8 protein-coding genes are annotated in these 14,445 nt (G+C 40.4%); 4 read left to right on the plus strand and 4 right to left on the minus strand.

Features of this window, described 5'->3' with window-relative positions; genetic code table 11:
* The first annotated feature begins 4 nt into the window (after positions 1 to 4).
* Positions 5 to 886 (plus strand): LysR family transcriptional regulator, encoded by an 882-nt coding sequence (locus MHN81_RS05715; RefSeq protein WP_239425241.1) that lies wholly within the window; start codon positions 5 to 7, stop codon positions 884 to 886.
* 660 nt (positions 887 to 1,546) lie between these two features.
* On the opposite strand, the gene MHN81_RS05720 is transcribed toward MHN81_RS05715, so the two are convergent.
* Both MHN81_RS05720 and MHN81_RS05725 read right to left on the minus strand, forming a co-directional pair.
* Positions 1,547 to 2,098, minus strand: a complete 552-nt coding sequence (locus MHN81_RS05720) for a GNAT family N-acetyltransferase (RefSeq protein ID WP_239425242.1) — start codon at positions 2,096 to 2,098, stop codon at positions 1,547 to 1,549.
* Between the two features lie 504 nt (positions 2,099 to 2,602).
* Positions 2,603 to 4,471 (minus strand): winged helix-turn-helix domain-containing protein, encoded by a 1,869-nt coding sequence (locus tag MHN81_RS05725; RefSeq protein WP_239425243.1) that lies wholly within the window; start codon positions 4,469 to 4,471, stop codon positions 2,603 to 2,605.
* 195 nt (positions 4,472 to 4,666) lie between these two features.
* Here MHN81_RS05725 and MHN81_RS05730 point away from each other — a divergent pair, with 195 nt between their 5' ends.
* The gene (locus tag MHN81_RS05730) at positions 4,667 to 5,926 is read left to right on the plus strand and encodes an adenylate/guanylate cyclase domain-containing protein (protein WP_023398122.1); all 1,260 of its coding nucleotides are present in this window, start codon (positions 4,667 to 4,669) and stop codon (positions 5,924 to 5,926) included.
* Positions 5,927 to 6,191: 265 nt separating this feature from the next.
* Here MHN81_RS05730 and MHN81_RS05735 read toward each other — a convergent pair whose 3' ends face one another.
* Both MHN81_RS05735 and MHN81_RS05740 read right to left on the minus strand, forming a co-directional pair.
* The gene (locus MHN81_RS05735) at positions 6,192 to 8,255 is read right to left on the minus strand and encodes a S9 family peptidase (RefSeq protein WP_239425244.1); all 2,064 of its coding nucleotides are present in this window, start codon (positions 8,253 to 8,255) and stop codon (positions 6,192 to 6,194) included.
* Positions 8,256 to 8,731: 476 nt separating this feature from the next.
* On the minus strand, positions 8,732 to 11,383 hold the full coding sequence (locus MHN81_RS05740; RefSeq protein ID WP_239425245.1) for a TonB-dependent receptor: 2,652 nt from the start codon (positions 11,381 to 11,383) through the stop codon (positions 8,732 to 8,734).
* 198 nt (positions 11,384 to 11,581) lie between these two features.
* Here MHN81_RS05740 and MHN81_RS05745 point away from each other — a divergent pair, with 198 nt between their 5' ends.
* Together MHN81_RS05745 and MHN81_RS05750 are read left to right on the plus strand one after the other, a co-directional pair.
* Positions 11,582 to 13,645, plus strand: a complete 2,064-nt coding sequence (locus MHN81_RS05745) for a winged helix-turn-helix domain-containing protein (RefSeq protein ID WP_239425246.1) — start codon at positions 11,582 to 11,584, stop codon at positions 13,643 to 13,645.
* Between the two features lie 85 nt (positions 13,646 to 13,730).
* Positions 13,731 to 14,315 (plus strand): hypothetical protein, encoded by a 585-nt coding sequence (locus MHN81_RS05750; RefSeq protein ID WP_239425247.1) that lies wholly within the window; start codon positions 13,731 to 13,733, stop codon positions 14,313 to 14,315.
* Positions 14,316 to 14,445 lie beyond the last annotated feature (130 nt).

Here is a 14,445-nt window from a genome sequence, read left to right on the forward strand (position 1 = left end):
TGTTGTGAGTAAGCTACCACCATTAAAATCTATGCAAGCATTTGAAGCCACAGCACGGCATTTGAGCTTTAGCCTAGCTGCACAAGAACTATGTGTAAGCCAAAGTGCAATTAGTCATCAAATTAAATCATTAGAAGCATTTTTAAACAAAAAGCTATTTATAAGGAGCAACAATAAAATTTCTTTAACTGGAGATGGTGATATTTTTTTCTCAGTGATAAAAGATTGCTTTAAGCGAATGCAAACGGTAACTGATCACCTTATCCTCGAAAAGAATGTTAAGCTCAAAGTGATAGCACAAACCGCCGTCGCGGTAGAATGGTTAGCACCGAGAATACCTGAGTTTTATGAATTAAACCCCGACATTAGCATAGACCTTTCAATGACAGGAGAAGCAGAATTAGCAGAGCCGTCTGAGTACGATGTTTTAGTCGGTTCCTGGCCTGCCCCACCAAATTTTATTTCTCAACAGATAAGAGAGGAAAACTGGTTTCCAGTTTGCGCGCCAGAAATATATAAGCAATTAGACTTAGATAGGCCTCAATCCTTGTTAGACTTCCCTCTCATAAGCTCTGAGAACGGACAGGATTGGCTAATTTGGATACAACAACAAAAACTAGAGACACCTAAAAACTTAACAATACAACACGTAAGCCATGGGTTGTTAGCTGCTAAAATAGCACAAGGGAACGGCGGTATAGCTATGAGTTGCGACTTTATTATTAATGATCTCATCAAACAAGGCCAGCTTATTGCGCTGGATACATTAAGCTTCCATTTGCCTTGGGGGGATTTTTTCATTCACTTTAGCGCAGGAAGTCATTACCGCGATAAAATTGAAATCTTTGTTGGTTGGCTAGTCGACCTATGTAACGAGGTAAAATAACATCCTCTTAGTAGTCTTACTAAAAACGCGTCTGTTTAGTTGACCAAGTATGTCTATCAACATATTTCAACTTTGGCCTTAGTGAGTGTTTTAATTGGCTGTACATTTATACTCTATTCTCTACCAAAAGACCTGGGAACGGTTGATATCGCGGTTGCTAACGTGAGCGGTATCATGGGCTGATATGCAATTCTTTCTATTGCCGGAATGTACAGGGAGACAATTGAAAAAAGAATAACGCAAATGGTTTAAGCGGACTAAGCGCCAAAAAATGTAAAACCAACTAATTAAACAGGGTAAGCCTTGTACTTATACTTAGTTGACCTGTGCATGGCATTGAAATAAACGATAAGTACGCGTGTTTATTATCACAGTATATGAGTGTATTTTTAGGGGAGATTAGTTTGCTTGTTAGAAATGTCAAGGATGCTGAAGCCGTTCAATGGTGACTCATAACCTTGATAGTGGCCAGCTTGATCGGAGTAATAATTACAAGCTACGCTGGATTAAATGCGATTTTTGTTGGATACGGCTGGAGCGAGCCTACTTTCTTCACGGGATTAAGCCTCACGCTTACGAGTCGTTCAAAGAACAGAATAAACGCATGTCCGTTATTCACTCATTAGTGCCGAATAAATAAATGAATTTAGAAGTGTCTCTTTAAATTTCTAGGATTTCAGGCTTCAGTATAACGTACAGGAGATTCCCTAAAAAATGTTTGTACATCGCCTCTATCTCTTCTTTGCATATCGTCCCACCGCGTATCAGCATCTCTTGTCTTTCAGCAGGTTCTTTCACAATATATCCTGTAGAAGTGAATCCATTTTTTTCATAAAAAGCTTTACGTTTAATTCTCTGTTGAAAATTATCCGCTGAATTATCAAGCTCCTCAATATTCAAGATAACTCTTTGCCCGGAATATTCATCTTTCATCGAATCCATAACCTTGCTGCCGTAGCCATCAGAACGACGCTGCTCTGATATTGCAAAAAACTTTACAAATATAATGTTTTTATACGCTTTAACATAGATAAATCCCACCCAAATATCTTGGTCATATAGAGAATAAAACCCTGCTTTACCGTTTCTCAATCTATATTTAACAACCCATGAAGGCAGCCGTTGCACCTTTGGAAAAGCTTCAAAAAAAAGATCTATAACTTTTGCGTAGTTAGTATCATGTTTGGTAAGAGGTTTGAATTTGATGGTCATATTTAGTATCCGCAAATAGAGTGATATAGTTCGAAAATTAAGCGGTGGTCACTAATACGTAACGAAATATATCGCTACTCGCTTTTATTAACACTTTAACTGTTAAACTTGTGAGGATCTCACTAGCTCTGAAAACCAATCGAATGTTAAAGTTGTGGTGAAGGCTTTAATCCTATCAAGCACGGAAATAATAATATAAATGCAGCCCTAGTTTTTTTACTTTTCACATTTTTCCAATATAAGAACTTTGCTTTAAATTCATTCCTTATATCCTCAGCACTGTCTTTCATCATGAAGTCCTTATTCTTTTTCACGGGTTTGACTAGAACAAAATACTAGGCGAGTTGCAAACAGTATGTTGTAACAAAATTTGAGTTGGATAGCTCCGAATTGTTGGGTGAAAAATGATATCTGACAGTCTCTTGTTCTCTCAAAACGACCAGATGACACTCAAATCTACTCTTCTAATCACTAAGCTCATGTATAAACTTTTAATATATCAAGTTAGATCTTCTTCTTGTTCTGCTCATAAGGGTTAATCACCCCTAATTTTGAGAGCTTTTCTCGGTTAACGCGCTGCCATCTGGGGCGAGCTGTATTTTGGATGTAGTGACGGTAGATCATGGCATCGGTTTCATCTTGTAGCTCGGCTCCCAACTCCAATAGTTTGAGCGCCATATCTAGTCCTACCCAGTCAATATGTTGCATTCGGGCGGTATTAAAGCTTGTGCGTGCGTGTTGCTTAGCTAACTCGGGCTGCTCTAGTCGATGATAAATTTTGGCAAGTAAAAAGTGTTTCCTGGCGGGCTCAGTAATATTACTTGTTAAAGCCAAAGCTTGCTCAGACTGATCTTGACCTAGATATAAATTCGCGAGCTGTTCACTGACAGAGAAAAACACCCAGTAGTTTTCAGGTGTAACTGGTTGTTCTAGCACTTTTAAATAAAATCGTTGCTTTTCCTCAACGGTTTGCTCAAACAGCGCAAAGTGGTAAAAAATAAGCATATAGTGAGAACCGTCGAGTTGATGATCGGCAAGGAGTGTTTTGGCTTGAAACAAATAGTCGTACTTCTCTTTCTCACGCTTTAGTTTAAATGCATTTATCGATAGCAGAGTATAAGCCCTTATCTCTTGGACTGGTCGGTTAGCCAAGCGAGCTTGGCTGGCAGATTTATATAAATGCTTTTGAATTGTTGGGAAATCTTTGTGGTGTGCGGCAACATCTGCAAGTGACTTACTGATTTCGCTGTTGAGTGCATTAAAGTCGGCTTGGTCCATCAAGTTGCTGGCTTGCTCTAAGTGCTGTTGTGCGAGTTGAAACTGGTTTAATGCGATGAATAAACGCGCTTTTAACCATTGTGCATAGGCCATGTATATCGGGTGGTTTTGTTGCTCACTCAGGCTTATCATTTGCTCAATTCGAGCGCTGGCCACATTGTGGTTATATTCAGACAGCAAACGTTCTATCAGATGTTTTAAAACGTCTAAATCATTAGGGTCTTGGTTATTGAGCATTGCCAGCTCTGAGGTTGTAAAGGAGTCTATTTGCAGATAGAAATAGTCTGACTGTACAAGGCTATCTATTTTTCTTTTTAACTGTGCTTTAAGGTCATTGACAGTGGAGCCGTACAGATATCCTTGCCAATGCCTTAAGTGGCCTTGAAGGCGGTATTCCAGTAAAAATACGTGTTCATCTTCAATACGTTGTTGATATACAAAACCACTCAAAATTAGCTTGTCCGAAGAGGGCACGAGTTTTTTGTATTCTATGTAAGGTGAATTGAATATCGCTTGTGCGGAGCTAGTATTACTAGGAGCAAGGTAATTGGTAGACAAGGTATTGTTTAGGGCTTGTGTTTCAGAGCTGAGGTGCCCCTCAAACCGCGGGGAAATAGGCACTAACAAAACTGATTGAGCTTTTTGGGGGACACTATGGTTTGTTGTGATGTTACTGCTAGGCCAATACCAAAACAAAGCACAAAGACTGATCGTTGCAAATGAAATTAGCGCTAGGATCAGAGGCAGGCTTGCTCTACCTGTATTCTTAAGTGGGTGTTCGTCCGATGGAGTGTCGCCAACTGGTGGTGTGCTTAGTACAAGCTGCCATTGATAGCCGCGTTTGGGAAAGGTTTTTATCGCTTCGTCTGAAATTAGCGCCCTTAGTTGGCTGATATTTTGGAATACGACTTGTTCAGATACCACGCGATCTTGCCAAACATGATCAAGTATGTCCTCTTTGCTAAGAACTTTATCTTTTGATTCGATTAATAGTGTTAACAGCTTACATTGTGTAGGGGTTAAAGGCACATTACTCTGATTTTTAAAGAGTAATCCTTGTTGAATATCGAATTTAAAGTCTAAAAAATACAGCATGGTTTGGGCAATCACTCCATTGTAGTGGCTGCAATAGTAGCGCAGAGGCTGTCATTTGTGAATGCTCTGAATTCCACTTAGTTTTTATCGCTTAATGTATTTGAAAGTGACCAAGCTACACTAAAGGAGTTAGGTGTAGCTGCGTATGATTTTTGTAGCGGTAAATAAAAGAGACTAAATGGTGGCAAGATATTTATGAAATGGTTAAAGGATATAGATGAGTCTTTTGATGTGTTACTCACAGACTGTTATCAGCAAAGAGAGATGGAAATGGAATTCCACATCAACCAAATTCGATTTGTGGGGCTGATGTCACTATTTATTCTAGAGCTTTTGATAGGCTTGCTAAATAGAGGGATAGATTGGACGCTTATCATTGTAGACGTTGGCACTATGGCGTTGACTGCAATTTGGTGTTTGTGCGTGGCACGCTTTGCTAAAAGTGAGGGGTATAAGCCTTGGTTAAAGTATGTATCAATTCTATTCGACTATCTCATTATCTTGGCAATCACACTGGAAATGGAGTTTTTGTCTGAGATTGGGCACTTTTTACATGATATGCACAATACTGAATTTGAATTAATGCTCATTAGCGCATTGATTTTGTTTAATGTGATGAGTGCGTTTAGGCAGGGCAAACTCATTATTTACTATTCAACGTTATGTTGTTTGGCAACAGGAACCATTATTTTAGAACACAGTGGCACTGCCCGGGCGATTGAAATGCATGAACAGATTATCATATTGTTCTCGGGTCTACTGGCGTGGTCAATTTCAAGTTACATCACAAACACCTATACCCGTCTACGCCACAGAGAAAGGTTACTTAGGTATTTACCAAAAAAGCTAGTGAGTGCGGTTGAAACGGGCAAAGTCGATATCGAGCCCGGTGGCGAACGGCGCAATGTCACCGTACTTATGGCTGATATAAGACGTTTTACAAGCTTGTGTGAGTCGCATGAGCCCGAAGTCATAACCGGTTTATTAAATCGCTATTTTTCAGCCATGAGTGTTATCGTTTTTAAATATGATGGCATGGTTGATAAATTTATTGGTGACGCAATTATGGCAATTTTTGGCACTCCCCAAGATGAAGGTAACAGTGCCAGAAATGCGATAGATGCGGCAAAAGAGATGTTGCAGGCGCTAGAAGCACTAAACAAAGAGTTTGTCGACGAAGGATTGCCGAGTTTAGAAATTGGCATTGGTGTTCACAGTGGCGAAGCTATTGCCGGCAATGTTGGCAGTGTCAGTTGTATGGATTACACCGTCATTGGAGACACAGTTAATGTTGCTGCTAGAATTGAGAGCAAAACCAAAGATTTAAAAAAACCGTTGCTTATCAGTAAAGTGAGTGTTGTTCAATCAGAACACATTGACTTACAAAAAGCCGCTGAAGTTACCTTGAAAGGGCGTATTGAGCCGATAGAGGTGTTTTTTGATCCGTCAATTTAAATGTTTATTTTTCGTTTATACATTGAAAATATTTTGGTTTTATTTTGAGCGCTTTTGATTTATTATGGGGACAGCTCAAAAATAAGCTTGCCAAAATTATTGTTCTTTTTGGGAAGGTATTAAACTTTCTCATGCTTTGAAGCGCATGGAAGGGGTCATTGAGAATTCAAAGGAGTAATGAATTTTTGGTAAGCATATTTTTGAGTGGCAAAAAGAAAAGAGCAAAACGACTTTACATCGCTTTACTCTTTTGACATGGAATTACTTATTTATTCGCTTCTTTCGTCGCTTTAAGTTTAGCTGCATGATCTATTTTATAGTCAGGCATAGCTTTGTTTCCGTGGATAAGGTAGTTATCCATCCAACGCATTAGACGAATGCTGTAATCATATTGTGCTGCCACTTTGCGATTGCCGTGACCTTCTCCCGGGTAATAAATCAGGCGAACATCTTTACCTTGTACTTTCATATATCTGTACAATTCCATTGATTGTGCAGGGTGTACACGTGGATCATCTTTACCATGCATAATCAACAGTGGTGTTTTTGACTGACCGGCCCAGTATATAGGGCTTCGTTCCAGATACCATTGCCACTTCTGCCAAGGATAAGAGCGCGCGTGTACCAAAAACATTTCATTTGAAATATCAGTTGTGCCAAATTTTGATAATTGGTTTGTGACACCAACAAACATAACACTTGCCGCGAAATGTTCAGTAAGTTTTGTCGCGCCCCAAGCAGACGCATAACCACCGTAAGAGCCGCCAGTTATACCTACGCGTTTTGTATCAACTAAACCAATGTCGACAAGGTATTTTTTCATATCGACTAGGTCGTCAAACTCTTTGCCTGCGTAGTCACCTTGGCCTAACTTTGAGTAGTCAACGCCTTTGCCCGTAGAGCCACGGTAATTTGGATAAAATATAGCATAGCCGCGTGCTGCGCCCATTTGGCCAGGATCTGAATAGCTCGTTAACCAGCCATTTTTATCGTGAGACTCTGGACCGCCGTGCACAGACATTATAAGTGGGTAGCGTTGGCCTTCTTGATAATCCAGTGGGTAGATAAGTACACCGCCAATTTCAACACCATCTCGCGCTTTGAAAGTCAGTGCTTCTTGTTTTGCAAAACGTTTGTTATCTAACCATGCGTTTGAATTAGACAAACGAGTAGGGCGTTTTTTGCGCAGCATAAACACTTCGCTCGGGTGTTTTGCAGTGTGGGCTGTTAGTGCAATTGTTTTGTCTGAGTCAGAAACAGACAATCGACCGGCAATAAATCGGCCTTCTTTGACTAATTTTTTATATTTTTGCGAACCAACTTTAATTTGACCAACAAAGCTTTCGGCACCTACATGCCCTACGAAGTTCAGTGTATTTTTGCGATTAGACCACTCAAAGTCGCCAATATGGCCCATGAAATTAGGGATCCACTCTTCAACTTTGCCTGTTTCTGCATTTGCTAAGAATAAGCGACCTTTTGCAGGATCGTGTTTGTCTTCAGCGCCTAAAATAGCAATATACTTACCATCGTGTGAAAACTCGGCTTCACCTAACTTACCTTCAGTTTTAAACGATGTGGTTATTTGCCTTGTTTTGGCATCCATAACATGCCATTGAGACTTCATGTATTGGTCATCTATGAGTGCTGTAGGCTGCGTTTTTACAAGCAGTTTGCTCGCATCATCGGACCAATTAACATCGCTTACATACCCTTCTACGGCGACCACATCAGGCGTGATAGGCTTTTGGCTTGGTTCTAGGTTAATGATGTGAAGCTGTTTGTTCTTTAGGCCCAGTTCATATACTTCGGCCATAAAACCAAGTTTTTTCAGCTCTTTTTCAGAGCTATCTTTTGCTGGCATGGCAAGGACTGCAACTTGTTTCCCGTTAGGGCTAAGCTGATATTTTGATATGGACGTGTCTTTTAAAGCAAATACCTTTTGTGCCTCACCGCCGTTAAAGGCAATGCGATACAAAGTTTTAAACTTATCTGTTTTTTTCTTCGTTAAGAAATAAATAAATTGACCATCAGCTGACCAAGAGATGCTGCTGATATTCACTTTGCCGGTAATAAACGGACGCTCGACGCCATTGTCATCAACAAGGTGAAGCTCAGAAAAGTTTTTTCCATTTTTGTCAACGTACAGTTCACGCGGCACTGAGCGGGTGAATGCTACTGACTCACCATCAGGGCTTACCGCTGAACTGATGACTTTTTGAATTTTTGGAATATCTTCTAGGGTGATTGTATCTGACTGAGCTATTGCCAAAGCACTTGTGCTGACGAGGCCAACAGCAAGAGCAATAGTCGATTTTATCAATTTCATTATACTAGCCTTGAAAAAGAGTGTGAGAAAGACGTGAAACGTCGAGCTATAAAAAATTTACGCCATTTTACGTTCGGCCTTACAGAAAACCACTGTTTGCGACTAATCGTCCTAGGTATGCGACTAACAGCTTAATTGCATAAATAAGCATAATCGATGAGTGATTAAAAATGAACATTTTTACCGCGACATCATTGCTATTTTAACTCACGGTTTTGTGTTCTCTCCTGAGAAACGAATTATTTATTACCGCTAAATTTGTAGAGTTGTTTTTACTTTCAATGCATTAGCCGTTTAAACGCTTTTTGATAGCAGTAAATAACGTAAAAACTAGGCTGAACTTAGCACGCTGAGAAAGAGGCTGATTGCTAGCTGTTTTGATAGAAGAGCGGCCTACACTAGGATTAATGTTAAACCCTAGTGCAGAATATGACGTACGGAGTATGCGGTTGGATTTTGCTAGGTTTTTGCTAAATCTAGTGTGTATTGAAACGATACCTTGCACCAAAATAAAAGCGGCGACCGTTTTGATAAATGGCTGTTGGTGCATATTCATTTCTGTCGTATGTGTAAATAAGCTCATTATTGATATTCAGAAACTCAAAGATAAGATCCAAATCATCATTCAGTGACAGCGTCACATTGCCATCTAGTTGACCATAGTCATCCATTTTCGTTTCACCAATGCCTGTTGCGAACTTGGTACGGTAGTTGTGCGCAAGCCTCATACTGATAAAGCTATTTTCGTAATAGGCAGTTAAGTTTGCACTGTGTCTTGAAGTACCTGGGATCCAATCCGATTGTCCTGAAAGTTGTGATGTACGATCGCCGTCAACAAAGGTGTAGTTGGCAATGACGCCAAACCCGTATGCTATGGCCTGTTGATAGCTGAGCTCAAGGCCTCGGATCACACCTCCCGCACCATTGATAGGCCTGTCTATCGACATTAAAATGCCTTCATGAGATTCGAGTTGGCGATTGAACTCGATGAACGACTCAACATCTTTGCTGAATAGGGCGATAGACGCGAGCGCTGAATCAGCAAAATACCACTCAAATCCAAAATCAAACTGGGTGGCTCTGTATGGATCAAGGTCTGGATTTCCACCTTGCCCTTGGGCTTGTGTCACGTTGTAGTTGGTTGAAGGCATCAAATGATGGAATTGAGCACGTGACATAACTCTCGCGACTGCGAATCGAGAAATGAGTTGATCGGTCAAATCAAATTGAATATTGAGGCTAGGTAAAATATCGGTGTAATTTTTTGATTTAGTCTGCCAAGTATAATTAGCTTGATCACTGGGTAAGGTTGCAATGCGTTCATATGCGCTGGATTTTTGCCAAGTTGATACAACTCGCACGCCTAAGTTCGCTTGGTATGTATCGCCTGCAAGTTCAAGCATAGCGTAGCCTGCGAGCGTTTCTTCTTCAATTGAAAAGCGGCTGGTCTTTTCTTCTGATTGAACAAAGTTTAGTTTCGAAAAGTCGTCTGCTAATGTTTTGATATCGGCAAAACTGTACTCTTTTAATGTGTGTTGATCTCCGACGCCATCTAAATAACCACTAACAAATTGTGCAGGATAGTCCGCAAGAGTCGTATTTAATTGTCCAGCCAACCCATCCAGACCTCCATGCTGCGAGCGCATGCGAATAAAATCTCGTTTATGGCGTTTATATTTTCCTCCAAAACGGAAAGTTTGAAGGTGTTGATAAGAGAGAGCGCGAGAGAAGTCTTTTTGCAGAAAGTAACCAACATCGTTACCGTCTTGACTGTCATTGCGTGCTTCACTGATAAACCATTGGTTAGGGTTGAGTGGTGAAGTGTTATAACTGGTTTTAATATTTTTTACTTGTCTCGTGTCAAAGCTATAGTGGGTATTGGTTGCAAATTGTGCGGTATTATCTTCGCTTGTACCACCGTCACCGTGCGTATACCCAGCTTGGTACTGTGCATGCCACCAAGGACCAACGTATGAAAGGTCAAAATGAACACTTTGTGTTTGGATCTGTGCTTCTCTCCAAATGGCTTCCATACTGGTATTAAATGGCTGTGCCGTGGCTGGTGTTAAACTTCCATAGGCTAGAGTCTGGTCGATTATCTGATAGTCACTAAGTTGACTACCTGCATCTAAAGCTTTGCCCGGTTGCCAAAGGAAATTCTGGTTTGAATTATCGGCACTGAGCTGCGAATGTAGAAGGTGGGTTCTTAAAGTCCAGTGCTCATCGATATGGTAGGTTGCACTGGAGGTAAAGCTTGTAAGTGCCCTATCTTGTTGAAATACCGCAGAGCCACCGCCGCCGGGAGACCATATTTTTTGAAGGTCGCCAGTTTGAGCTTTTGCTGGGGTTAACTGCCCCGCATCATTAATTGTATAATCGCGCTCATGCCATCCCCAGGATTCTAGACCATCTCTGCGTAAGCTACGTTGCTGGTGGTTAACGGAAAACAACAAAGCGAAATTTTGTGATGGATTTATCCAGCTATAAACAGCTGATAGTTGGGGGTCATATTGCTGCGACAAGTCGTTATATTGCAATTGAGAGGTGAGGGACAGAGTACCTGGTTCAGAATAAAATGGATCGAGAGTTTTGATGTTAATAGCACCACCTAATGAGCCTTCATCTTGGTTGGCTTTAGGTGTTTTATACACTTCTAAACTCGATACGATGTCCGCTGGTAGTAAGGTAAAGTTGAATCCTCTACTTGGTAAAGAAGAAATCCACCAATCAGCAGATGCTAAGTATTGACCATTGAGGTAGGTGCGGTTTTGCTCAGGTGTGGTGCCTCTAACGCCGACTCGCTCGCCTTCGCCTTGAACCCGCGATAGTGAAATCCCGGTGATCCGTTGAAGTGCTTCTGCAACATTTTTATCAGGGAATTTACCGATTTCTTGCGTGCTTATACTGTCTGATGTTTGTTGACTAAAACGCTTTACATTGAGAGACTTGACAACGCTGTCATGGAAGGCCCTGATTTCAATATGTATTAGGTCGTCACTCGCACTCGACTTTTTCGTTGGGTCCTGGCTGGACTTGTCTTGATGATTTTGTGTTTGCTGGCTGAAACAAACAGAACATATAAATAGCATTAGGAGGTGAAACAGGTAAATAAAGCGTTTCATAATCATTGTTTCCAACTCCTATTTTTATTTAACGTACGGGAAACTTTGCTTTTATATTTCTATTTAAGTGCAACAGAAAGTGCTGTAAAGTTGCTTTTAGGTAAAATAAATTTGTCCCCCATCATAACATAGTGTGATCATAATGGAATAGTCCGCGATGTGTTGAACTGTATGGTTAAGGCCTGTTTTAGATTGGATCAATAAATGCGGTTTGAACGCTTTTTGTTAAATGATGTTTTAATTGATACTCAAAAAATGAGTGCCAGAGTCGAAGGGAATTGGTTTCCCTTAGAGCATAAGCAATTGGCACTAATAAAGTTATTGATTGACAGAGCGCCGAACCCAGTTAGCAGAGATGACATTATTAACCAGCTTTGGCCAAATTTAATTGTTAGTGATAACTCAGTAAGCCAGCTTGTAGCCCAAATTCGCAAGACCCTAAACGATACGTCTAAAGAACCTAAATTCATTAAAACTGTGCCAAGAGTTGGCTATCAGTGCATTGCTGATGTTGCAAATGCACCAACAATGATTCAGCACGCGAAAACACCACAAAAAAATGTGCCTTTAAACTGGCTAACTGCTGGGCTATTAATTGGGGGGCTTTGCTCATTTTTAGTTTTATTCGATTTCAGTGTATTTAAACCTATTACACAAGTTAAATATGTATCACGTTTAACGTCATCTCCTGGTGCTGAGGTTTATTTGAACTTTTCACCCAATGGCCGCTTTCTTGCCTATAGCCAGATTGTAACAGGGGAAAGTCAGTATGACTTAGTGGTCTATGACCTTCAGACCAACACCTCACACACAATCAAATCTTCGGGGTATAGTGAGCAAGCACCAAGTTGGTCGATGGACGGGAACTGGCTACTTTATTATCGATATAGTCCATTTAGCTGTGAAATAAGAGCTATTTCAGTGCACAACACCATAGAACTTTGGCGCTTAAATAAAGATGTATTTATCTTAGATTGTGACAGTGCACAAATACCTGGCAACGTGACTTGGAACTCATCAGGACAGCTTTTTGTTAGAGAGATGAATGCGGGTAACAAGGAGCTAGTTAAATATCAAATAGAAGCGACAGAAGATAGGCAGATCAACTTGTCTGGGCGAGCAGTGGTAACGCGTGCTGAAGACTACCATATGCGCGGTAACCGAGTTATTTATCAGCAGGCGCAACAATGGTATCAAGGTCTATTGAATGATGATGGAAAGGTTGCGAAGACGACGAAAATAGACATACAAGGGAAGCCGTATTTTGGCCTGAGTGACAGTGATATTTTGAGTGTGGGCAAAGAGCTAAAGTTACACTCAGCGAGCAATGAAGAGGTCTCTTTGTATAAACCATTTGGTGAGGTGTCAGAAATATCGCTGGATCGAAATAAGGGGCTTATTGCACATACTGAAGGCATTGCCGAAGTGAACTTATATGCGTACAACTTGCAAGGTGATAGTTTTGAACCTATTTCTTCTAATTCACGGATAGACACCCATGCCAGTATTTCTGCAGATGGTATGCAATTGGCTTATGTTTCGGCGGCTTCACACGCCGATCCTCATATTGAAAATGTAGAAATATGGTCAAAGCACCAGTTTAAATCTAGTCCAAGCCTTTTGACTAAATTACCAATACAAGATACACCGAAACTGCTGGTTTTTGCGCCCAATGGTGAATACTTGGCTGTTTTAAGCCAGTCTAATACACTATTTATAATCAGTACCTTTTCTAAAACTCCGCGCTCTGTCGTAAAGGAAAACCAGTCTTTAAAAAATATTTATTGGTCCGATGACAGTAAAGCACTCTTTTTCGAGACATCAGAATCAAACCAACCCCAGTTATGGCGTCATGATATCGCCAATGCCAGCAATGCATTGTTGCTTGAAAATGCACAGCAGTATGTACCACTTGTAAAGAAAAATATTAGCTTTCAATCATATATTGAGGATGTTAAAGGGTATTTATTTGAAGCGTTGGAAGGGGAAATTCCGCTACAGCAGCTCTCTCATTCGTTGCAGCTATACCGCCCTGCGGTTCATGAAAATGGAATTTATTATGTTATTAGGCAAGGTCATCAGTTGTCATTGTTTAATTTTAACAGCCAATTGCAAAAAAATGAGTTTATCGCTGATATAGGCTTACACCTGTATGATGTAAATGCTGACTTAGGCCTTAGTACGACGGCAAGTGGTACGCAGATCATTCTAAACCGTGTCGAAAACCTTGAAATGGATATTGTCCTGCACGAGTTTATCTTAGAGTAAAGTTTGCTTTAATGTTTTATTTGTTGCAATTAGGTAGATAAAAGTGCAGTGTGTAGTTGTGGTTTCAACTAAAGGCGGTATTTTTATGAAGGGATTGAAGCGCATTTGCAGTATATTGACGACCATTTTTATTAGTGGTTGTGCCTCTCAAAATATTGATGATGTTTATGTAGAAAATGTAAAACCGAGCAAAGGCGTTGTTTGGGGTACTATGTCCTACAGTGGCGCATATGCGGATTATCAACTTCATTTTCAAAATATGGATACTGAAGAGTCGACCTTTATTTCCTTGAACTCTAATGTCAATGAACATGGTGTGTTTGCAATAAGCCTCCCTGAAGGCGCATACAGAATCGTCGGGTGGCAGGTGAGTGCACCATATAGTTCAACTTATAAAAAAGGTAAAACGCAACAAAGGTTTGTGAGCTCTAAGCAAAAACTAACCTATATTGGAAGAGTTCACTTTGAACAAAAAGCGCAAAAAACTGGTGAAAACCCAGTGATCTTTGCAACACTGGCTGAGCATTTTAAACTTGATGCTGCATTATTTTCGAACTCTTATACCCTCTTTGATCAACAAGATCGCGTATTTAAGGCGCGTATGCAATACGGAGAGATTTGTGCTGGTTGCACAGAAAGAACAATCGTAACAGCCGCTCAGTCTCGTTAATAAATGACTAAATATAAATGGCTTTACATATTTAAATGTTATGACGTGAAAGTTGAGTAGTTGGTCATAGTTGGGCGAAGTCACGGGGGCTTTCCGTAGTAGCCATGAACTGGGTTTTAGAGAAGTGATA

It is taken from the genome of Pseudoalteromonas sp. Of7M-16, from assembly GCF_022347805.1.
Lineage (GTDB): Bacteria > Pseudomonadota > Gammaproteobacteria > Enterobacterales > Alteromonadaceae > Pseudoalteromonas > Pseudoalteromonas luteoviolacea_F.